The 21938-nt window shown below is 70.3% G+C and carries 16 protein-coding genes, 1 pseudogene and 4 riboswitches; of the genes and pseudogenes, 8 read left to right on the plus strand and 9 right to left on the minus strand.

Annotation, left to right across the window (positions count from 1 at the left end):
- Positions 1–4: 4 nt before the first annotated feature.
- Positions 5–295, minus strand: coding sequence for an antibiotic biosynthesis monooxygenase family protein (locus RCP38_RS14580; RefSeq protein WP_308473649.1), 291 nt, complete (start codon positions 293–295; stop codon positions 5–7).
- Between the two features lie 122 nt (positions 296–417).
- Here RCP38_RS14580 and RCP38_RS14585 point away from each other — a divergent pair, with 122 nt between their 5' ends.
- On the plus strand, positions 418–864 hold the full coding sequence (locus RCP38_RS14585) for a hypothetical protein (protein ID WP_308473650.1): 447 nt from the start codon (positions 418–420) through the stop codon (positions 862–864).
- Here the strand turns inward: RCP38_RS14585 and RCP38_RS14590 are convergent.
- The 4 genes from RCP38_RS14590 to cobN are packed head-to-tail and all read right to left on the minus strand — an operon-like array spanning position 850 to position 7371.
- The gene (locus tag RCP38_RS14590; RefSeq protein WP_308473651.1) at positions 850–1581 is read right to left on the minus strand and encodes a cobalt-precorrin-6A reductase; all 732 of its coding nucleotides are present in this window, start codon (positions 1579–1581) and stop codon (positions 850–852) included. The genes RCP38_RS14585 and RCP38_RS14590 overlap by 15 nt on opposite strands.
- Positions 1581–3056, minus strand: coding sequence for a cobyric acid synthase (locus RCP38_RS14595; protein ID WP_308473652.1), 1476 nt, complete (start codon positions 3054–3056; stop codon positions 1581–1583). Before RCP38_RS14595 ends, RCP38_RS14590 begins: the two co-directional genes overlap by 1 nt.
- Positions 3056–3793, minus strand: a complete 738-nt coding sequence (cobF, locus tag RCP38_RS14600) for a precorrin-6A synthase (deacetylating) (protein ID WP_308473653.1) — start codon at positions 3791–3793, stop codon at positions 3056–3058. The genes RCP38_RS14595 and cobF overlap by 1 nt, the downstream gene beginning before the upstream one ends.
- Positions 3790–7371, minus strand: a complete 3582-nt coding sequence (cobN, locus tag RCP38_RS14605; RefSeq protein ID WP_308473654.1) for a cobaltochelatase subunit CobN — start codon at positions 7369–7371, stop codon at positions 3790–3792. The genes cobF and cobN overlap by 4 nt, the downstream gene beginning before the upstream one ends.
- A 27-nt stretch (positions 7372–7398) precedes the next feature.
- Positions 7399–7544: riboswitch (cobalamin riboswitch) on the minus strand.
- A gap of 3 nt (positions 7545–7547) precedes the next feature.
- Positions 7548–7738, plus strand: a riboswitch (cobalamin riboswitch).
- 37 nt (positions 7739–7775) lie between these two features.
- On the opposite strand from cobN, the gene RCP38_RS14610 reads away from it, so the two are divergent.
- The 4 genes from RCP38_RS14610 to RCP38_RS14625 are packed head-to-tail and all read left to right on the plus strand — an operon-like array spanning position 7776 to position 12341.
- Positions 7776–8966 (plus strand): ABC transporter substrate-binding protein, encoded by a 1191-nt coding sequence (locus RCP38_RS14610; protein WP_308473655.1) that lies wholly within the window; start codon positions 7776–7778, stop codon positions 8964–8966.
- On the plus strand, positions 8963–10003 hold the full coding sequence (locus RCP38_RS14615; protein WP_308473656.1) for an iron ABC transporter permease: 1041 nt from the start codon (positions 8963–8965) through the stop codon (positions 10001–10003). The genes RCP38_RS14610 and RCP38_RS14615 overlap by 4 nt, the downstream gene beginning before the upstream one ends.
- The gene (locus RCP38_RS14620; protein WP_308473657.1) at positions 10000–11748 is read left to right on the plus strand and encodes an ATP-binding cassette domain-containing protein; all 1749 of its coding nucleotides are present in this window, start codon (positions 10000–10002) and stop codon (positions 11746–11748) included. Before RCP38_RS14615 ends, RCP38_RS14620 begins: the two co-directional genes overlap by 4 nt.
- A gap of 14 nt (positions 11749–11762) precedes the next feature.
- Complete coding sequence (locus RCP38_RS14625) at positions 11763–12341, plus strand: DUF7676 family protein (RefSeq protein WP_308473658.1); 579 nt, start codon at positions 11763–11765, stop codon at positions 12339–12341.
- Positions 12342–12386: 45 nt separating this feature from the next.
- Here the strand turns inward: RCP38_RS14625 and RCP38_RS14630 are convergent.
- The 4 genes and pseudogenes from RCP38_RS14630 to RCP38_RS14645 form a co-directional block, all read right to left on the minus strand.
- Positions 12387–12488 (minus strand): annotated as a pseudogene (locus RCP38_RS14630) (PPW family C-terminal domain-containing PPE protein); the annotation flags it as partial.
- Complete coding sequence (locus tag RCP38_RS14635) at positions 12467–14122, minus strand: PPE family protein (protein ID WP_308473659.1); 1656 nt, start codon at positions 14120–14122, stop codon at positions 12467–12469. The pseudogene RCP38_RS14630 and the gene RCP38_RS14635, both read right to left, overlap by 22 nt.
- Before the next feature lie 75 nt (positions 14123–14197).
- A riboswitch (cobalamin riboswitch) is annotated at positions 14198–14380 on the minus strand.
- A gap of 10 nt (positions 14381–14390) precedes the next feature.
- A complete protein-coding gene (locus tag RCP38_RS14640; protein WP_308477313.1) occupies positions 14391–15974 on the minus strand; it encodes a PPE family protein in 1584 nt (527 codons plus the stop codon).
- Between the two features lie 44 nt (positions 15975–16018).
- Complete coding sequence (locus tag RCP38_RS14645; RefSeq protein ID WP_308473660.1) at positions 16019–18253, minus strand: NADP-dependent isocitrate dehydrogenase; 2235 nt, start codon at positions 18251–18253, stop codon at positions 16019–16021.
- A 144-nt stretch (positions 18254–18397) separates the two neighbouring features.
- Positions 18398–18518, plus strand: a riboswitch (SAM riboswitch).
- A 133-nt stretch (positions 18519–18651) separates the two neighbouring features.
- Here RCP38_RS14645 and RCP38_RS14650 point away from each other — a divergent pair.
- The 3 genes from RCP38_RS14650 to RCP38_RS14660 are packed head-to-tail and all read left to right on the plus strand — an operon-like array spanning position 18652 to position 21880.
- The gene (locus tag RCP38_RS14650) at positions 18652–19992 is read left to right on the plus strand and encodes a bifunctional o-acetylhomoserine/o-acetylserine sulfhydrylase (protein WP_308473661.1); all 1341 of its coding nucleotides are present in this window, start codon (positions 18652–18654) and stop codon (positions 19990–19992) included.
- Positions 19993–20003: 11 nt separating this feature from the next.
- Positions 20004–21137, plus strand: a complete 1134-nt coding sequence (metX, locus tag RCP38_RS14655; RefSeq protein WP_308473662.1) for a homoserine O-acetyltransferase MetX — start codon at positions 20004–20006, stop codon at positions 21135–21137.
- Positions 21134–21880, plus strand: a complete 747-nt coding sequence (locus RCP38_RS14660; protein ID WP_308473663.1) for a class I SAM-dependent methyltransferase — start codon at positions 21134–21136, stop codon at positions 21878–21880. The genes metX and RCP38_RS14660 overlap by 4 nt, the downstream gene beginning before the upstream one ends.
- The last annotated feature ends 58 nt before the right edge of the window (positions 21881–21938 follow it).

Genomic DNA, 21938 nt, shown 5'->3' on the forward strand with positions numbered 1-21938 from the left:
CTCCTCAGCCGATATCCACGAAGTGCTCGATCACCGGCGGTGATTCGTAGAACGGGTGCAACAACTCGCGCCACCGGGGGAATTCCGGCGACTTCCGGAACCCTTCGGTGTGTGCCTCCACACTCTCCCACCGCACCAGCAGCAGGTACAGGTTCGGCGACTCCACCGAGCGCGACATCGTGATCCCCAGAAATCCGGGTTGGGAGGCGATCAGCGGGCGGGCCTCGGCGTAGGCGGCTTCGAAGTCGGCTTCGCTTCCCGGACGGATGGGCAGTACTCCATGTTCGACAATCACGCCCGCCAGTCTGCCCCACCGCGTGTGACCGGGATTACCGCCTAAAGACTCTTGTCTGTTACCGAATGACACAGATACGTTATCTGCTACCGACAGACACAGATAAACCTGGAGGTGGTGGAATGAACGCTCTCGCGGCTGCGATCGTCTTCGCCTGGATGGGCATGGTGCTGGCGATCTCGTTCCTGGAGGCGCCGCTGAAATTCCGGGCTCCGGGCATCACCATTCCCCTGGGGCTGGGCATCGGCCGACTGGTGTTCCAGGCCCTCAACGCGGTGGAGATCGTGCTGGCCACCGTGGTGGTGGTCGCGGTCTCCGCCGGCCGGCCGGGACCCCTCGCCCTGACCGGGGTGCTCGCGGCGGTGGCCGTGCTGAGTGTGCAGACACTGGTGGTCCGCCCCCGGCTGCGGCGGCGCTCCGATGCGGTGCTGGCCGCACAGACCGCGCCGGCCGCCGGGATGATCGAACGCTCGCGAGCCCACTACGCCTACGCCGGACTGGAAGTGGTCAAGGTGTCCGCGCTGCTGGTCGCCGGCGCCGCCCTGCAGTTCGCGTCAGTCGCCGGTTAACGCCCAGGCCAGCGCCTGCGCGGGGTCGTGCACCGTCCGCACGCCCGCCGGCCGGGCCGGCCGCCGCACGATCACCACCGGCACGCCCAGTTCTTCGGCGGCCAGCATCTTCGGCCAGGTGTACTCGCCCCCGGAATCCTTGGTGACGACGACGTCGGCGCGGTGCTCGCGCAGCAGCGTGAGCTCCCCCGCCAGCGCGTAGGGCCCGCGGTCGCGGATCACCGACCAGCCCGGCGGCACCGCGATCGACGGTGCCTCCACGACCCGGGCCAGCACCGCGGCGTCGGACAGCACCGGCAGGTATTCCGCGAGGTGCTGACGCCCGATGGTCAGCACCGGCCGCCGGCCCAGCCGGTGCGCGAGCCGCGCGGCGTCGGCATGGGAATCGACCCAATGCCAGGACGGCCGGGACCGGTCCGACCAGCCGGGCCGCTCCAGCCGAAGCAACGGCACCCCGGCATCGGCGCACGCCGCGGCGGCATTGGCCGACATCGTCGTCGCGAACGGGTGGGTGGCGTCGACGACGGCGTCGTAGTCGGCCAATGCGGCACGCAGGCCCTCGATGCCCCCGAAACCGCCGATGCGGACCTGCCCGACCGGTAGCCGGGGGTCGGCGACCCGCCCGGCCAGTGAGGTCATGACGGCGACGCCCGCGGCCACCAGCCGGTCGGCCAGGGCTCGGGCCTCGGCGGTGCCGCCGAGCAGCAGCAGACGCATCAGGGTGCCCCCGGCGCCAGGAACGGCAACTCCGGCGGCGGCCCGCCGACCGCCAGATCCAGCAGGGCGTCGACGTCCAGATGCTCCTCCACCAGATCGCCGAGCAGGTCGAGCCGCCGCTCGCGGGCCGCCGGGAACGACACCCCCGACGGCGCCAGCCCCAACGCCTCGGCCAGGAATGCGCCGCGCAGCGCGTCGCCCTCCAGCGCGCCGTGCCACATGGTGCCGAAGACCTGCCCGGCGCGCGCACCGCCGAGGAACTCCTGCGCCCCGTCGCCGACGGTGATCCGCCCGTGGTGGATCTCGTAGCCGGTGGCCGTCACACCCAGCCCGGATCCCGTCGGCAGGCGCAGCACTTTGTCTGCGGTGAAACGGGTTTCGACGTCCAACAGTCCCAGCCCGGCCACCTCGCCGGGGGTGCCCTCGATCCCGTCGGGGTCGCCGATCACCCGCCCGAGCATCTGGAATCCTCCGCAGATCCCCAGCACGGGTTTGCCGGCGGCGACGTGTGCGGCGATCGCGGCATCGATGCCGCGCGCACGCAACCAGGCCAGATCGCTGATCGTGGCCCGGGTTCCGGGCAGCACCACCAGGTCCGCATCCGACACCGCGCGCGCATCGGAGGCGAACACCACATCCAGGTCGGGTTCGAGCCCCAGCGCGTCCAGGTCGGTGAAATTGCTGATCCGCGGCAGCCGGACCACCGTCACCCGCCGGGCCGCGGTGCGCACCGAGCGCCGGCCGTCCAGGTCGAGGGCGTCCTCGGAGTCCAGCCACAGTTCCGGGTGCCACGGCAGCGTGCCGAACACCCGCCGGCCGGTGAGCCGTTCCAGGTCCGCCAGACCGGGCTGCAGCAACTGCAACCGCCCCCGGAACTTGTTCACGATGAACCCCGCCACCAGCGCCTGGTCCTGCGGTGAGAGCAGGGCGACGGTGCCGAAGAACGCGGCGAACACCCCGCCGCGGTCCACGTCACCGACGACCACCACCGGCAGGCCGGCATGCCGCGCCAGCCCCATGTTCACGTAATCGCCTGCGCGCAGATTGATCTCGGTCGGGCTGCCGGCGCCTTCGGCGACGATCACGTCGTAGCGGCGGGCGAGTTCGTCGTAGGCCCGGTGCGCACCGGCGGCCAGTTCGGCCCGGCCGTCGGTCCAGTTCGACGACGACAAACTGCCCCACGGCCGGCCCATCAACACCACGTGGCTGCGCTGGTCGCTGCCGGGCTTGAGCAGCACCGGGTTCATCGCCGGCTCCGGTGCAACGCGTGCCGCGCAGGCCTGGATCCATTGCGCCCGGCCGATTTCCGCCATCGCGCCGTCGGCCCCGGCGACCACCATGGAGTTGTTCGACATGTTCTGCGCCTTGTACGGCGCCACCCGCACCCCGCGGCGGGCCAGGGCCCGGCACACGCCGGTGGCGACCACGGTCTTACCGGCGTCGCTGGTGGTTCCGGCGATCAGGATGCCCGCCATCAGGGTTTGCGCACCAGGAAGATGTCCATCACCCAGCCCGCCTCGTCCTGCGTCGCGTCGCGGGCGGCGATGATCTGATCGAGAACCGCACCGACCCGGCCGGCGACCAGCCGTTCCCCGGTGGCACCGAGGTTGGCTCCCCACCAGATGGTCCAGTCCGCCAGCGCGCTCACGTCCCCCAGATCCCGGTTGAGCAGCGCGACGATGTTGTCCTGGCCATCGGCGACCGCATCGGCCAGGCGCCGCCCGGTGGTGATGTGCACCGGACGGCCCACCGGGTGCAGCACGATTCCGTGCCGGGCGGCCAGCAGTTGCGGTGCGCTGATCCCGGGCAGCACTTCGTAATCGAGCTGCACACCAAGGTCTTTCACCTGCTGCACGATCCGGATCGTCGAATCGTAGAGCGACGGATCACCCCAGACCAGAAACGCCGCCGTGCCCCCTCGTTCGGCCAGCACATCGGCGTAGCGCCGGGCGCGGGCGGCATGCCAGTCGGCGACGGCACGCTCGTATTCGGCCGTACTCAACTGCGGGGACCGGTCCCGCCGGGGATCGGCGACGGCGACGACCGGGACCGTCGGGGCGTGGGCGGCCAGGATCGCGTGCCGCAGCGCCAGCAGACCGTCGTCGGAGGACTTCTCGGGTGCCACGACGTAGTCGACGCCGCGCAGCGCCTCGGCCACTTCGGCCGTCACGTGCTGCGGGCCCATCCCGACACCGAGAATCCAGACCTTCACCGGTCCTCCAGATCGCCTTCCGTTTCCAGGTAAGCCTGCCGCAGCGCCGCCAGCGTCTCCGGATCGGGGTTCTCCCACAGGCCGCGGTCGGCGGCCTCTTGGAGTCGCTCCACGATGCCCTGCAACGCCCACGGGTTGGAGGTGTCCAGGAACTCCCGGGTCTGCGGGTCCAGCACGTATTCGGCGGCCAGTTTCTCGTACATCCAGTCGTGCACCACGCCGGCGGTGGCGTCGAAGCCGAACAGGTAGTCGACGGTGGCGGCCAGCTCGAACGCACCCTTGTAGCCGTGCCGGCGCATCGCCGAGATCCAGCGCGGGTTGACCACCCGGGCCCTGAACACCCGGGCGGTCTCCTCGGCCAGCGTGCGGGTTCGGACGGCATCGGTCGACGTCGAATCCCCGACATAGGCTTTCGGGTCGGCGCCGGTCAGCGCGCGCACGGTCGCGATCATGCCGCCGTGATAGACGAAGTAGTCGTCGGAGTCGGCGATGTCGTGTTCGCGGGTGTCGATGTTCTTGGCGGCCACCTTGATCCGGCGGTAGTTGGTCCGCATGTCATCGGCGGCCGACGCACCGTCCAGGCCGCGCCCGTAGGCGAACCCGCCCCACGCGGTGTACACCTCGGCGAGGTCCTTGTCGTCACGCCAGGTCCCGGATTCGATCACCTGCAGGATCCCGGCGCCGTAGGAACCGGGGGCCGATCCGAAGATCCGGGTGGTGGCGCGGCGCAGGTCGCCGTGCTCCGCCAGATCGGCGCGGGCGTGCGCGGCGACGAAGTTGGTCTCGTCGGGCTCATCCAGGCTCGCCACCATCGCCACCGCGTCGTCGAGCATCGACACCACGTGCGGGAAGGCGTCCCGGAAGAAGCCCGAGATCCGCACCGTCACATCGATTCTGGGCCGGCCCAGCTCTTCCGGGGAGATCACCGCCAGCCCGGACACCCGCCGCGATGCCTCATCCCATTCCGGGCGCACCCCGAGCAGTGCGAGCACTTCGGCGATGTCGTCGCCGGAGGTGCGCATCGCCGAGGTCCCCCACACCGACAGTCCGACCGACTCCGGGTAGCCGCCGGTGTCGTCGAGGTAGCGCCGCACCAGCGAGTCGGCCATCGCCTGCCCGGTCTGCCAGGCCAGGCGCGACGGCACCGCACGCGGGTCGACGGTGTAGAAGTTGCGTCCCGTCGGCAGCACGTTGACCAGCCCGCGCAGCGGTGACCCGGACGGGCCGGGCCGCACGAATCCGCCGGCCAGGGCGTGCAGCACCGCGTCCAACTCCGATGACGTGCCGGCCAGACGCGGGACCACCTCGGTGGCGGCGAATCTCAGCACCCGGCACACTTCGGGGTCGGGATGGGCACTGTCGGCGGCAGCGACGTCCCAGCCGGCGGCCTCCATGCCCTCCACCAGTGCCCGCGCGGCGTCCTCGATCTCGTCGACGACGGCCACCGGGGCCTCGTCTTTGAGCCCCAGCGCGGCCCGCAGGCCCGGCACCGCGTGGTCCACCCCGCCCCACACCTGCGGTGCCCGCAGGATCGCCAGCACCAGGTTGACCCGGGCGTCACCGGCCGGTGCGCCGCCGAGCACATGCAGGCCGTCGCGGATCTGGGCGTCCTTGATCTCGCAGAGCCAGCCGTCGACGTGCAGCAGGAAGTCGTCGAACTCCTCATCCTCGGGACGCTCGTCGAGGCCCAGGTCGCGGTGCATCTCCGCGGCGCGCATCAGGTTCCAGATCTCGCCGCGGATCGCCGGCAGCTTCGCCGGGTCCATGGTCGCGATGTTGCCGTACTCGTCGAGCAGTTGTTCCAGGCGCGCGATGTCGCCGTAGGACTCCGCGCGCGCCATCGGCGGGATCAGGTGGTCGACGATGGTCGCGTGCGCCCGCCGTTTGGCCTGCGCGCCCTCACCGGGGTCGTTGACCAGGAACGGGTAGATCAGCGGCAGGTCGGCGATCATGGCGTCGGTGGCGCACGACGCCGACAGCGCCGCCGTCTTGCCGGGCAGCCATTCCATCGAGCCGTGCTTGCCCAGGTGGATCACCGCATGGGCGCCGAAGCCGTGCGCCAGCCACCGGTAGGCGGCCAGGTAGTGGTGGCTGGGCGGCAGTTCCGGGTCGTGGTAGATCGCCACCGGGTTCTCCCCGAATCCGCGGGGCGGCTGGATCATCAGCACGACGTTGCCGGATTGCAGTGCCGCCAGCACGATGTCACCGGCATCGTTGACGAACAACTTCCCCGGCGCCGGCCCCCACGCGGTGGCCATGGCGTCACGCAGGTCGTCGGGCAGCTCCGCGGTCCACTGCGCGTACTGCGCGGCGGTGACCCGCACCTGGGCGCCGTCGAGCTGCGCGGCGGACAGCCAGTCCTCGTCCTGGCCACCGGCTTCGATCAGGGTGTGGATCAGCCGGTCGCCGGCCTGGGTCTCATCTGCGACGCCGAGCACCCCGAAGCCGTCCCCGACGTCGTAGCCCTCGGCCGCCAGCCGGTGCAGCAGCCGCACGGCCGACACCGGGGTGTCGAGCCCGACGGCGTTGCCCACCCGGGAATGCTTGGTCGGGTAGGCCGAGAGCACCAGGGCCAGCTTCTTCTGCGCGTTCGGGATGCGGCGCAACACGGCGTGGTTCACCACGACGCCGGCGACCCGGGCGCAGCGTTCGGGGTCGGCGAGGTACTGCGGCAGCCCGTCGTCGTCGATCTCCTTGAAGGAGAACGGGACGGTGATGATCCGGCCGTCGAACTCCGGGATGGCGATCTGGGTGGCCGAGTCCAGCGGGGTGACGCCGTCGTCGTTGGCCTCCCAGTCCGACCGCGACGAGGCCAGACACAGGCCCTGGAACACCGGGATGTCCAGGGCGGCGACCCGTTCGATGTCCCAGGCGCCGTCGTCGTCGCCGGCACCGACGGTGGCGGTGGCGTTCATCGCCCCGCCGGCCGCGAGCATGCAGACCACCACCGCGTCGAGCCCGCCCAGTGCGGCGAACAGTTCGTCGGGCGCGTTGCGCAGCGATGCGGCAAAGATCGGCACGCCGACCGCCCGGCCGGTGGCGTCGATGGCGTCGGCCAGCGCATGCGCGAAGCGCGCGTTGCCGCTGACCTCGTGCGCCCGGTAGTAGAGCACCCCGACCCGCACCGCATCGGGAGCATCGACCGGCGCCCGGTCCGCGAATCCCCACTCCGGGATCACCGCGGGCTCGTCGAAGCCCTCGCCGGTCAGCAGCACCGTGTCGCACAGGAACGCGTGCAGCTGCGCCAGGTTGGCCGGTCCGCCCTCGGCCAGATAGGCGTGTGCCTGGGCGGCCAACCCGATCGGGACCGTGGAGCACTCCATCAGTTCGGCGTTGGGTGCGCGCTCCCCGCCGAGCACCACCAACGGCAGCCCGGTGGCCCGCAGCAGCGTCAGCTCGTCGGCGATCTCCGCCGAGGAGCCCAGGATCCGCAGCACCACCACGTCGACGCCGTCCACCAGTGGGGCGATGTCGTGGCGTGCCGGGTTCCCCAGCCGGTATGCCGCACCGCTGGCCCGCGCGGACAGCAGGTCGGTGTCGGATGTGGACAGCAACGCGATACGGCGTGCCTCGGGCATCGGGCCTCCTCGGGGTTCTCGCCCCTCGTCGTCGGATGACTCGTGGCCGTATCTGGCTTAGAGCACGTAGCGCCGGCGATGCCGGCCCGATGCGCCCCTCACAGTGGCGGAACCGCCCCGGATTCATCTGGGAATTACACCGGGTTCCTGACACCACGAGACGGCCGCCAGCCTAGCCCAGCACGGCGTGCGAGAATATCGCCGGTAAGGCGATGACGATTGAGGAAGCCGGTGGAAATCCGGCGCGGTCCCGCCACTGTCATCGGGGAGCGACCCCCATCAGCCACGGCCCGCCATCTGTGGGGCTGGAAGGCGGGGCGAGCAGTGATCCGAGAGCCAGGAGACTCACGTCAGCGCGTCCTGCGTACCGGGGCGGTGTACCCCGAGGAGGCTGACACACGCCCATGTCGCGTGCGCTGCGGGTAGTACCCGCACTGCTGTTGGCGCTGGCCACAGTCCTGGCCGGCTGCTCCGGCGATCCCTCCTCGCAGACCGCGACCGCGCGGGACGACTGCATCACCGACTTCGACCCCGGCGTCGACTACTTTCCGGACAAGTCGACGCTGACCGAAGCCACCAACTTCAGCCTCGACTACCACCGCAGCTACCAGGTTCTGACCGTGCACCGGCCCTATCACGGCGGCAAACCGGTCTCCTATGTGTTGGTGCGCTGCGGGGCGCCGGCGCCGCAACTGGACGGCGAACTGGCCCACGCCCAACGGGTCACGATCCCGGTCCGCGGCCTGTATTCCGGCTCGACCACCCATCTGGCGATGATCGGCGAACTCGGCCGGGCCGACGTGGTCACCGGGGTGGCCAACCCCGCCGCGGTCGCCGATCCGGCCATCCGCGCCAATATCGATTCCGGGGCCACCGTCGGTTACGCCTCGGGCGGCCAGCTCAACATCGAGAGTGTGCTGGCGGCCGGGCCCGACGTGCTGGTCACCGAGGGCATGGATGATCCCGGGTACCCCAAACTGCGCGAGGCGGGCCTGCCGGTGGTGGCCGACGCCGAATGGCTGGAGACCACTCCGCTGGGCCGGGCCGAGTGGATCAAGATGTTCGCCGCATTGACCGGCACCGAACGGCGGGCCGCGCAGGCCTATGCGTCCGTCCGCGACAGCTACCGGACCCTGGCCGCCCGGGCCGCGGACGCCGACCCCGTCGACGTACTGGTCGGCACCATGTATTCGGGCACCTGGTCGATGCCCACCGGGGACAGCTACTCGGGGCGGCTGGTGGCCGACGCCGGCGGGCGCTATCCGTGGCTGGCGGAGACCGGCGCCGAGAACCTGCAGCTGAACTTCGAATCCGTCTACGCCCGGGCCGGGACCGCGCCGCTGTGGCTGGTGACCGATGACTGGCAGACGCGCGGTGACGCGGTGGCCCGGGACAGTCGTTACGGCGAACTGACCGCGGTGCGCAGCGGGCAGGTCTGGTCGGCGACCAAGGCCATGACGCCCGGCGGCGGCAATCTGTACTGGGAGCGCGGCACCGCGCGACCGGATCTGCTGCTCGGGGACCTGGTGGCGATCCTGCATCCCGACCTGGGCGTCGGGCACGACTTCGAGTTCTACCGGCAGGTGCCGTCGTGAGGTCACGTGCCGCGTGGGTGTTGACCGCGCTGGCCGTCGCGGTGGTGGCGCTGGTCCTGCTGGGGCTGGTGCTGGGCCCGGTGCGGGTGCCGGTGGCCGACACCGTGCGGATACTGCTGGGCGGTGCGGCGTCGGACCCGCGCTGGCAGGTGATCGTGTCGAATATGCGCCTTCCCCGGGTGCTCACCGCACTGGCCGCCGGTGCCGCGCTCGGGGTCGCCGGGCTGCAGCTGCAGACCCTGTTCCGCAACACCCTGGCCGATCCCTACATTCTGGGTGTCAGTTCCGGGGCCAGCCTCGGGGTCGCGGCGGTGGTGCTGTTCGGCGGCGCGGCCGGTGGCGGGTTCACCACCGCGGTGGCCGGTACCGGGCGCGCGGCGGAGGTGGTCGCGGCGGCCGCGGGTGCGGCGGCGATGCTCACCCTGGTGCTGGTGCTGTCCCGGTTCACCCGCTCGGCGGCGACCCTGCTGCTGATCGGGGTGATGATCGGTGCGGCCAGCACGGCACTGGTGAGCCTGGCGATGGTGTACTCCGATCCGCAGCGCGTGCAGCAATATCTGCTGTGGGGCCTCGGTAGTTTCGCCGGCACCGGCTGGGCCGACCTGCGACTGCTGCTGCCGCTGGTGGCTCTCGGGCTGATGACCGCGGCGCTGACCATCCGCCCGCTCAACGCCCTGCTGCTCGGGGAGAGTTACGCGGCCACGATGGGCATCAACGTGCACCGGGCGCGGGTGGTCACGGTCATCTCGGCGTCGTTGCTGGCCGGGGTGACGACCGCGTTCTGCGGGCCGATCGCCTTCCTGGGCCTGGTGGTGCCGCACGTGGCCCGCATCCTGATGGGCACCTCCGATCACCGGGTGGTGGTGCCGGCGGTGATGTTGCTGGGTGCGGCGGCGGCGCTGGGCTGCGGCATCGTCAGCCAGGTGCCGGCCAGTGATCTGGTGGTCCCGATCAACGCGGTCACCGCGCTGGTCGGCGCACCGGTGGTGATCACCGTGCTGTTGCGGGCCCGCCGCGGATCGGGGCTGCCGTCGTGAACCAGCCGACCCCCGCGGTGGAAGTGGCCGATCTGGCGATCGGCTACCGCAGCCGGCGTCGAGCGAAGACGGTGGCGTCCGGGCTGGCCGCCCGGGCCCGCCGCGGCGAGTTGACCGTGCTGATCGGCCCCAACGGGGCGGGCAAGTCCACGTTGATCCGCACCCTGGCCGGGTTGCAGCCCGCCCTGGGCGGGCGGGTACTGCTCGACGGTGCCGACCTGACCGCGCTGCCGCGTGACGAGCTGGCCCGCCGGGTCGCGGTGGTGCTGACCGAGCGGATCGACCCGGGTCTGCTGTCGGCGCGGGAACTGGTGGGGCTGGGCCGGATTCCGCATCTCGGCCTGGGCGCGCGGCTGCAACCCGCCGACGAACGGATCGTCGACTGGGCGTTGCAGGCCACCGGGGCGCAGCATCTGGCGGCGCGGCCGGCCGCCGAATTGTCCGACGGCGAATGCCAGCGGGTGCTGACCGCGCGCGCACTGGCCCAGCAACCGGGGCTGCTGATCCTCGACGAACCGACCGCGTTCTTGGACGTGTCGTCCCGGGCCGCGCTGTTCGGGCTGCTGCGCGAGCTGGCCCGCGATCAGCGGTTGGCGGTGGTGCTGAGCACCCATGACCTGGAATTGGCGCTGCGGGTCGCCGACCGGGTGTGGTTGATGGATCCGGCCGGGACTCTGGTCGACACGGTTGGTGAGGAGTTGATGTTGTCCGGGCGCATCGGTGAGATGTTCGGCAATGAGGCGCTGCGGTTCGACCCGGCCAGCGGCGTGTTCACCGTCGTCGAGAACGGTGCCGGCCGTACCGCGCGTATCCAGGCCCCCGAACCGCTGCGGTCCGCGCTGGCCCGGATCGTCTCCCGGGAGGGGTGGGTCACCGCGGATTCAGCCGAAACGGTCTTGACCGCAACGGATTCCGACGCTGTCACGGTGCGTACCGCGACCGGCAACCGGGTCACCGCACTGCGTGACCTGCCACAGCTCCTGCGGACGCTGCCGGCTACCCCGCACCGCTGCGCACCGGAGGCGCAGACGGCCGCGGCGCTGACCGAACTCTGCGATGTCAGTTCGTATTTCGCGGTGTCGACCGGGGCCGCCGACGGCGCCGACTGGTGCCCGGTGACCCGGCTCTACACCGATGACGATGCGCTCGCCGGCGCGGTGGCGCACGTCGGAGAACGCATCGGGGCACCCGATCTGCGCGTCGCGGTGTCGACGTTCTACCTGGGGTACGCGGCGCGACTGTGGTCCATCGGCATGGGCGGACTGACCGAACACGGCCTGCTGGTGGATCTGGACCCCGACCAGCTCTGGTACGCCGAATCCGGCGGGACGGTGCGACTGCATCTGCCGCATCCGGTGGCCTGGCAGGGATCGTCGGCCACCGGCGATCTGGAATCGGCACTGGCCGACATGGTCTTGGGCGAACATCTGGCGCCGCTGGCCGATGCGGTGCGACGGCTCGGCCCGATCTCGCAGCGCCTCTTGGACGGCAACGTCGCCGTCGCCGCACTGGGTGCAGCCCGTGCCCTGCACCGCTATCACGGTGGCGAGCTGGTGACCGAGCCGAGCTGGGAACTCGCGCGAACCCTGTGTAAAGACGAACGACTCTCCGGCACAGTACGTTTCAATGATTCCGGAACCAATTATCGCCGGACCAGCTGCTGCCTGTTCTACCGAACACCCGGCAGCGGACTGTGCGGCGACTGCGCACTGACCCGCAAGCCCCAGGTCCGCCAGAACCCCTAGAGGAAAGGATTTCCATGTCCGAGAACACCGCCACCGTCGTCGCCGATCCGCCGATCGTCGACACCGAAGACCGCGGCCGCGAACAGCTCTGGCCGCTGCCGACCGATCAGCAGAGCCTGCTCGATCTGTTGCACCTGTGCTTCGACGAGTACTGGGACGAGATCTGGTTCGGCATCATCATGCAGGGCGCCGCCTGGGAGGTGGCCGCCCCCAACGCGCCGCGCAAGATCTCCATGCTCGACGGCTACGCCACCATCGACTTCGGCCGCTGGCACTTCCACCTGTGCATCGGCAAGCACCGCGCCAGCGGCTCCGAACTGGGCCGGATCCGCCGCTGTACCCGCGCCGAGCTGTACCGCCGGATCGGCAAGGACGGCAACGCGCAGTCCTGGGGCGTGCGCCTGTACAACGGCCGCGACGAGCAGATGATGACGATCATGCTGCCCAACCCGTTCCTCACCAACGACCAGCAGATGCGTGACGAACCCGAGTGGGGTCAGCTGGAGTTGTGGGACAAGCTGCGCGAGAAGTTCCTGAGCCTGGGGCCCGACCCGCTGGACCGCAGCGGCAACCAGATACGCTGCGGCGGCTGAGCGGGTGCGGCGGGGCGCGGCCGTCGAGACCGCGCCCCGGCTCCGCTACTCCCCTTCGGCCGGCCAGGTGTTCGGCATCATCGGGCTCACCGCGCCGCCACCGAATCCGTCGTCGGCGATCGCGGTCAGCCCGCCGGGCCGCGCCGCCGCGACCCGGTGGGTGCCGCCGGCGAAACCACCCGATCCCGCGCCCCGGCTCGAGGCGACCGCCCCGGCCAGGTCCGGCACCAACTCCTGGTCCAGGTCCATGTATTCGTGACCGCGCCCGAGCATGGTGACCTTGGCCCTCCGTCGCCGGCGTTTGGCCACCTGCTCCTCGGCGGCTTCGGCGGCCGGTTCAGCGGCAGCGGCCGGTTTCGGCGCCGCCTTCTTGCGGGAACTGGTGCCCGAGCCGCGCCGCGCACCCATGTCCAGGCCTCCGACCATGTACATGTAGGCCGGCATGGTGACCGACGGCGGCCCGGCCGGGGTCGGCGGCGGTGCACCGGGTGGCGGTGGGGCGGCGGCGGCCGGTGCGGGGGCGGCGCGGGAGCCGGCGCCGGGGCGGGGGCCGGCGCAGGAGCCGGGGCCGGCGGTTGAGCCATCGCCAGCCCGGGCGGCGGCGGAGCCGGCGGCACCGGCGTCGCGAGCGCGTGATGCGCCATCGCCCCGATGCCCAGGCCCCCGATCACCCCGGCTGGAGCCAGCACGGTGCTGGCCGCAACACCGGACAACAGCGCCGGCAGCAGTGCGGTCTGGGTGATCAGGTAGTTCATCGCCTGGATGGTGTTGCCGATCGTGGAGCCGATGATCTCGACGATCGCCAACGGGACGACCAGCCCGAGCCCCTGGGGATTGAACAACGCGGTGTACATGATCGCCAGCAGGTCGTCGATGATGACGATGCTGGTGAACGCGAAGTACGAGCCCGGGTCCAGCGGCACCGAGAAGATGTACGCCAGGCTTCCGGGGTTGAAGTAGCTCAACGGGTTTCCGGTCCAACCCAGCCAGGAGCCCGGAACACCCCACGGCGGCAGCAGCGACGAGCCGCCCTGCAGGCCCGCGAAGAAGTCCGCGAGCGGGTCCGCGATTCCGGTGAAACCGATCTTGTTGAAGAACTCCTGCAGCTCCATGTAGAGCGGGTACTGGCTGCTGTCGGGGTAGGGCGGATGCGGGACCAGCCCTTCGGCCCATTTGACGAAATCGAGGAACCACTGCGGCGGCTCCGGCGGCGCGGTCTCCTCGGCGCTGCCCGGGGTCTTGAGCACCATGGGCGCGGGTTCGGTGCGGGCCGCGGCCGCCGAGGCCATCGCCGAACCGGCCACCGCCTGATAGGTGGCCATCACGGTGGCGGCCTGCGCCCACATCCGCGCATAGTCGGCCTCGTTCAGCGCGATCGGGATCGTGTTGATCCCGAAGAAGTTCGTGCCCACCAGCACCCCGTGGGTCACATGGTTGGCGACCAGTTCGGCCATGGTCGGCATCGCCGCCAGCGCCGCGGTGTAACCGGCGGCGGCCGTCTCGTGCTGAGCGGCGGTGGCCGCACTGTTGGCGACCGCCCGCAGCAGCCACGCCAGGTAGGGGGCGTTGGCGGCCACGAACGACTCGGCGGACGGACCCTGCCACGATCCCGCCTGCACCGCGCCGAGCACCGCCGTCAACTCGTCGGCGATCTCGGCATATTCGGTGCTCAGCGCGCTCCAGGCCGCCGCCGAGGACAACAACGGGCCGGGCCCGGGGCCGGCCGATAGCAGCGTCGAATGAACTTCAGGGGGGTCGGCCATCCAGATCGGTGCGGTCATGACGGACCGCCGGATGCCACCCCGGGAATGCGATACATGGGTGCTGGTCAGCTCTCTCGGGGTACACCGCCCCGGGTCGCAGGATGCGACGATGTGAGTGTCCTGACTCTCGGATCAACGCTCGCCTCACCTTCCAGCCCTGTTCGAGCCGTGGCGTTTGAGGGTCGCTCCCCGATCACAGTGGCGGGACCGTGCCGGATTCACACCGGCTTCCTGCACCATCGTTGCCGTACCCGGGCATTATCGCACGTCCGCGGTGCGGCACGTGCTATTCAGGTGTCCAGGTACCCGGCGTCATCGGTACGCCGGCGGCACCGCCGAAGGAATCCCCGGCCAGCGCGGTGAGCCCGCCGGGTGCCGGTGTCCCGGCATCTCCGTCCTCCAGATCCATGTATTCGTAGCCGCGGCCGAGCATGCCGGCCTTGGCGCGCCGTCGCCGACGAACCCGGGCCGGCGCCTCGACGGGCACCGTAGGCGCCGGGACCGCATCCCGGTCGGGTTCGGGTGCCCGACGGCGTCGGGCGGCGGTGCCGGCCGGCCGGCGGGCCTGCCGGCTCAGACCGGCGACCAGGTACATCGCGGCCAGTCCGTCCACCGGGGCCAGCGGCGGCGCCGGCGGTGGCGGGGGTGCGACGCCGGGTGGCGCCGGCGGCGGGGCCGGCATCGGCGCCGCGGCGGGCGCGGGCGCCGGTACCGGCGCCGGCGGGGTGGGCGTGACCGTCACCCCGGCGAACGGCGGGGGCACCACCGGGGCCGCCGGGACCGGTACGGCGTGCAGGGCGGCCAGACCCGACAGTCCGGCCAGACCGGTCAACGGGGCCGCCGCCAGCGGCGCCAGGGCGGTGGTCAGCATCGGCAGCACCATCGGGATCAGCACCACCGCCTGCTCCAGCAACGTCTTGAGCAGGGCGATCACGTCGGTGATGATGGTGCCGACGGCCTCGACGGCGGTGAACAGCAGCGTCGAGGCGATGGTGCCGGGATTGCCGGAGGCGAACGCCGCGGTCAGATCCGCGCCGATGAACGCGAACGTCTGCGACAGGTAGGCGGCGAACGATCCGAAATCCATCGGGTACCCGAGCGCGAACGCGATGTTGTAGGGGCTCAAGAAGCTGAGCGGATTACCGGTCAACGTCAGCCAGGGGTCGAAGCCGGCAAAGATCGACTGCAGGTAGGGGTTGTTCGACAACGCGGTGATCATCGGCTGCAGCACGTCGTTGAAGAAGTCGTTGTAGCCGCTGTTCTGCAGCCATTCCATGATGTCGTTCTGCCGGTCCGGGGGCAGCGACGGTGCGCTCGCGTCGGCCGACCCGGCCGTGACGATCTGCGGTGCCGCGACCGACTGCGGGCTGGACGCCACCGCGGTCCCCGCCACGGCTTGATAGGTGGCCATCACGGTGGCGGCCTGCAGCCACATCCGGCCGTAGTCGGCCTCGTTGAGCGTGATCGGGATGGTGTTCACCCCGAAGAAATTGGTGGCCACCAGGACCGCGTGGGTGGTGTGGTTGGCCACCAACTCCGCCATCGTCGGCATCGCCGCCAGCGCGGCCGTATAGGCGGCCGCCGCGGTCTGCTGCCCGGCCGCGGTGATCGCGCCGGCGATACCGGCCTGCACCAGCCAGGCCAGGTAGGGCAGGTGGGCGGCCACGTATGCCTCGGCCGCCGGCCCCTGCCACGCCCCCGCCTGCACAGCACCCAACACCGCGGTCATCTCGTCGGCGACCGCGCCGTATTCGGCACTCAACGCCGTCCACGCCGATGCCGACGCCAGCAGCGGTCCGGCCCCGGGGCCGGCCGCCAACAGGCTCGAATGGATCTCGGGAGGAGACGCCATCCAGATCGGCGCGGTCATGACGTGCGAATCATCGCACGTCATGACCGGTCAGCGTCGGTTTTTCAGTCCGCTGCGCCGATCGCGGAATTGAAGGTCGCGCTGGGCCGCATCACCGCCGACGTCTTGTCGCGGTCCGGTGCGTAGTAGCCGCCGATGTCCACCGACTTGCCCTGGACCTCGGCCAGCTCCGAGACGATGACGTCCTCGTTCTTGCCCAGCGCATCGGCCAGCCCGGCGAAGTGCTCGGCCAGCGCGGTGTCCTCGGTCTGCGCGGCCAGTTCCTCGGCCCAGTACTTCGCGAGGTAGAACTGGCTGCCCCGGTTGTCGAGCTCACCGGTCTTGCGCGACGGGTTCTTGTTGGCGTCGAGCAGCTTGCCGATCGCCGCGTCCAGCGTGGACCCGAGGATCTTGGCTGCGGTGTTGCCGGTCTTGGCGCCCAGGTCGTCGAAGCAGGCTCCCAGCGCGAGGAATTCGCCGAGCGAGTCCCAGCGCAGGTGGTTCTCCTCCACCAGCTGCTTGACGTGCTTGGGCGCCGAACCGCCGGCACCCGTCTCGTACATACCGCCGCCGGCCATCAACGGCACGATCGACAGCATCTTGGCGCTGGTGCCCAGTTCCAGGATCGGGAACAGGTCGGTGAGGTAGTCGCGCAGGATGTTGCCGGTCGCGGCGATGGTGTCCTGACCGCGGATCACCCGCTCCAGCGAGTACCGCATGGCCCAGACCTGCGGCAGGATGGTGATCTCCAGGCCCTCGGTGTCGTGATCGGCGAGGTACTTCTTGACCTTCTTGCGCAGCTCGTTCTCGTGCGGACGCTCGTCGTCGAGCCAGAACACCACCGGCATGCCCGAGACCCGCGCGCGATTGACGGCCAGCTTCACCCAGTCGCGGATCGGCGCGTCGCGCACCACCGGCATCCGCCAGATGTCACCGGCTTCGACGTTCTGGCTCAGCAGCACCTCCCCGGTGGCCAGGTCCACGATGTCGGCGACACCGTCCTCGGGGATCTCGAACGTCTTGTCGTGGCTGCCGTACTCCTCGGCCTTCTGTGCCATCAGGCCGACGTTGGGGACGGTGCCCATGGTGGCCGGGTCGAACTGCCCGTTGGTCTTGCAGAAGTTGATGATCTCCTGGTAGATCCGCGCGAACGTCGACTCGGGGTTGACCGCCTTGGTGTCCTTCTGGCGGCCGTCGGCGCCGTACATCTTGCCGCCGGCACGGATCATCGCCGGCATCGACGCGTCGACGATCACGTCCGACGGCGAGTGGAAGTTGGAGATGCCGTTGGCCGAGTCCACCATCGCCAGCTCGGGACGGTGCTCGTGGCAGGCGTGCAGGTCTTCGATGACCTCTTCACGCTTGGACGCCGGCAGCGTCTCGATCTTGCCGTAGAGGTCGGACAGACCGTTGTTGACGTTGACGCCCAACTCGTCGAAGAGTTCCTGGTGCTTGGCGAACGCGTCCTTGTAGAAGACCTTGATGGCGTGGCCGAACACGATGGGGTGACTGACCTTCATCATGGTGGCCTTGACGTGCAGCGAGAACATCACCCCGGTTTTGCGGGCGTCCTCCATCTGCTCCTCGTAGAACTCGCGCAGCGCCTTGACGCTCATGAACATCGAGTCGATGACGTCGCCGTCGAGCAGCGCCACCTTCTCCTTGAGGACGATCGTCTTGCCGCTGCGGGTCTTCAGCTCCATCTTGACGTCGCGATCGCGGTCGAGAGTCATCGACTTCTCGCCGTGGTAGAAGTCGCCGTGGCGCATCGTGGCCACGTGCGTGCGCGACGCCATCGACCACGCACCCATGCTGTGCGGGTGCTTACGCGCATACTCCTTGACCGCCTTGGGCGCACGACGGTCCGAGTTCCCTTCCCGCAGAACAGGGTTCACCGCGCTACCCAGGCACTTGGCGTAACGGTCGCGGATGTCCTTTTCCTGCTCGGTCTTCGGGTCCTCCGGGTAGTCGGGAACCTTGAACCCCTTGTCCTGCAGCTCCTTGATGGCGGCGACCAACTGCGGCACCGACGCACTGATGTTGGGCAGCTTGATGATGGTGGTGTCCGACAGTTGCGTGAGCCGACCCAGTTCGGCGAGGTTGTCGGGGACCCGCTGCGACTCGGTCAGGTAGTCGGGGAACGCGGCCAGGATGCGGGCCGCCACGGAGATGTCGCTGGGCGTGACGTCGATACCCGCGGGGCCGGTGAAGGCCTGCACGATCGGCAGGAAGGAGTACGTCGCCAGCAGCGGCGCCTCGTCGGTCAACGTGTAGATGATGGTCGGCTTGTCGGCGCACATGGCTGTTCTCCCGGCGTCAGGTTCTGAAACGAACGTTTTGTGCTGCGTGGTACACAGCCGCATCAGTATCGCGTACCTCACCCGCGCACCCGCCGCCGGTGAGCCTGTGGCGACGGTCCCGAAAGATGCGATAGGCTTCCTGACGGTCATGAGTGTCAGCGCGAAGCCCCGGCTTGCTGGCCGGCAACCCTCCAACCGCGGTGGGGTGCCCCGGGTGATGACCGGGTTGAGTAGCCACCTATCGGCTACGCGGCAAGCGCGGGTCCGCCACAACGGGCCCCCCGAGTAGAACAGGGGAACCTGATGCGTGCCTCATTGCGGCCGCTCGTCGGTGGCTGTTGTCGCTGAACCCACGTGATATTCCAGCGACAACCACTACCGAGGAAGCCTTTACCCACATGACCGCCGAGAACACCTCCGACCCGACGGCACGCTGGTCCTTCGAGACGAAGCAGGTCCACGCCGGGCAGACCCCCGACGCCGCGACCAACTCCCGCGCGCTGCCGATCTACCAGACCACCTCCTACACGTTCGACAACACCGATCACGCGGCCAAGCTGTTCGGCCTGGAGGTTCCGGGCAACATCTACACCCGGATCATGAACCCGACCAACGATGTCGTCGAGCAGCGCATCGCCGCCCTCGAGGGTGGGGTCGCGGCGTTGCTGCTGGCATCCGGTTCCGCTGCGGCGACGTACGCGATCCTCAACCTCGCCGGCACCGGTGACCACATCGTGTCCAGCCCGCGCCTCTACGGCGGCACCTACAACATGCTGCACTACTCGCTGACCAAACTGGGCATCGAGACCACCTTCGTCGAAGACCCCGATGACCTGGAGTCGTGGCGGGCGGCGGTGCGACCGAACACCAAGGCGTTCTTCGCCGAGACGATCTCCAACCCGAAGATCGACGTGCTGGACATCCCGGGTGTGTCGGGAGTGGCCCACGACAACGGCATCCCGCTGATCGTCGACAACACCGTCGCCACCCCCTACCTGATCCAGCCGCTGGCCCACGGCGCCGACATCGTGGTGCACTCGGCCACCAAGTACCTGGGCGGGCACGGCTCGACGATCGCGGGCGTGATCGTCGACGGCGGGAACTTCGATTGGACCCAGGGCCGCCACCCGGGCTTCACCACCCCCGACCCGAGCTACCACGGGGCGGTCTTCGCCGACCTGGGCGCACCGGCGTTCGCGTTGAAGGCCCGCGTGCAGTTGCTGCGCGACCTGGGTGCGGCCGTCTCGCCGTTCAACGCCTTCCTGATCGCCCAGGGCCTGGAGACGTTGAGCCTGCGGGTGGAGCGGCACGTCGCCAACGCCCAGCGGGTCGCGGAGTTCCTGGAAGCCCGCGAGGACGTGCTCAGCGTCAACTACGCCGGGCTGCCCAGTTCGCCCTGGCACGGCCTGGCCAAGCAACTGGCGCCCAAGGGCGTCGGCGGGGTGCTGTCCTTCGAGCTCGCCGGCGGTATCGAGGCGGGCCGGGCGTTCGTCGACGCACTGCAGCTGCACAGCCACGTCGCCAACATCGGTGACGTGCGGTCGCTGGTGATCCACCCGGCCTCGACGACACACGGCCAGCTCAGCGCCGAAGAGCAGCTGGCCAGCGGCGTCACCCCGGGCCTGGTGCGGCTCGCGGTCGGCATCGAGGGCATCGACGACATCCTGGCGGACCTGGAGCTCGGCTTCGCCGCGGCCGCGGCCAAGCTCGGCGACTCGTCGGCGCTGGCGGCTCGTTGAGGCGAGTCCCGGTGACGATCTCCGACGTATCCAGGCAGGCGCTGCCCGCCGTGGGAGAGACCGGCGTGGTCGGCATCGGGCCGCTGGTGTTGGAGAGCGGCGCGGTACTCGACGACGTACACATCGCGGTGCAGCGCTGGGGCGAGTTGTCGCCCCGGCGCGACAACGTCGTCATGGTGCTGCACGCACTCACCGGGGACTCCCATGTCGCCGGTCCCGCCGGCCCCGGGCATCCGACCCCGGGCTGGTGGGACGGGATCATCGGGCCCGGCGCCCCGATCGACACCGACCGCTGGTGCGCGGTGGCCACCAACGCCCTGGGCGGCTGCTGCGGCTCCACCGGCCCGGCATCGCTGGCCCGCGACGGCAAGCCGTGGGGCTCGCGGTTTCCGGCGATCTCGATTCGCGACCAGGTGGAAGCCGACATCGCCGCGCTGGCCGCACTCGGTATCACCGAGGTGGCCGCGGTGCTGGGCGGCTCGATGGGGGGCGCCAGGGGCCTGGAGTGGATGGTCGGCCACCCCGACCGGGTCGGCGCCGGGCTGCTGCTGGCCGTCGGCGCCCGCGCGACCGCCGACCAGATCGGCACCCAGAGCACGCAGGTCGCGGCCATCAAAGCCGACCCGAACTGGCAGGGCGGCGACTATCACGGCACCGGCCGTCACCCCGACGCCGGGTTGGCGCTGGCCCGGCGCATCGCGCACCTGACCTACCGGGGCGAGACCGAACTGGACCGCCGGTTCGCCAACGACTCCCAGGACGGCGAGGATCCGGCCGCCGGGGGCCGCTACGCCGTGGAGAGCTACCTGCAGCATCACGGCGACAAGCTGGTGTCGAGGTTCGATGCCGGCAGCTACGTAGCCCTGACCGACGCGCTGTCCGGCTTCGATGTCGGGCGCGGCCGCGGCGGGGTCGCCGCGGCGCTACAGGGCTGCCCGGTGCCCGCGGTGGTCGCCGGAATCACCTCCGACCGGCTCTACCCGCTGCGGCTGCAGGCGGAACTGGCCGAGTCGCTGCCGGGCTGTGCGGGGCTGGACGTCATCGACTCGGTGAACGGGCACGACGGCTTCCTGTTGGAGACCGAGCCGGTCGGCGAGCTGATCCGCAGGACGCTCGCCCTGGCCGAAAGCGCGCAGCGGCGATGAGCCCGGCCGGGCAGGGACGCCGCGACCGCTCGCTGTCGTTCGGCTCGCAGGCCGCCGCCTACGAACGGGGCCGGCCGTCCTATCCCCCGGACGCCATCGACTGGCTGTTGCCGCCGGGGGCCCGCGATGTCCTCGACCTGGGCGCCGGCACCGGCAAGCTCACCGCACGCCTGGTGGAGCGGGGCCTGGACGTGGTGGCCGTGGATCCGATCGCGGAAATGCTCGAAGTGCTGGCCACCGCGTTGCCCGGCACCCCGGCGCTGCTCGGTTCCGCCGAACAGATCCCCCTGCCGGACAACAGTGTCGACGCGGTCCTGGTGGCCCAGGCCTGGCATTGGTTCGATGCCACCCGGGCCATCCCCGAGCTGGTGCGGGTACTGCGCCCGGGCGGTCGGCTGGGCTTGGTCTGGAACACCCGCGACGAACGTCTGGGCTGGGTCAAGGAACTCGGCAACATCATCGGCCGCGAGGACGCCCGTGACGTGGTGGAGGCCGGTGTGCACCTGCCCGCGCCGTTCGGCGAGATCGAGAGCCACCAGGTGGAGTGGACCAATTATCTGACGCCGCAGGCACTGCTCGACCTGGTCGCCTCGCGTAGTTACTGCATCACCTCGCCGGACGCGGTGCGCACCAAGACGCTGGACCGGGTCCGCACACTGCTGGCCACCCATCCCGCACTGGCCGGCGCGGCGGGACTGTCGATGCCCTACGTCACCGTGTGCATGCGGGCCACGTTGAGCTGAGGGCCGCGTTCCCCGCGGACGAGCGTGCGCGGTTGTACAGAATTCACGGCGCGTCGCC

Origin of the sequence: Mycolicibacter sp. MU0083 (genome assembly GCF_963378075.1) — a bacterium.
GTDB classification, from domain to species: domain Bacteria; phylum Actinomycetota; class Actinomycetes; order Mycobacteriales; family Mycobacteriaceae; genus Mycobacterium; species Mycobacterium kokjensenii.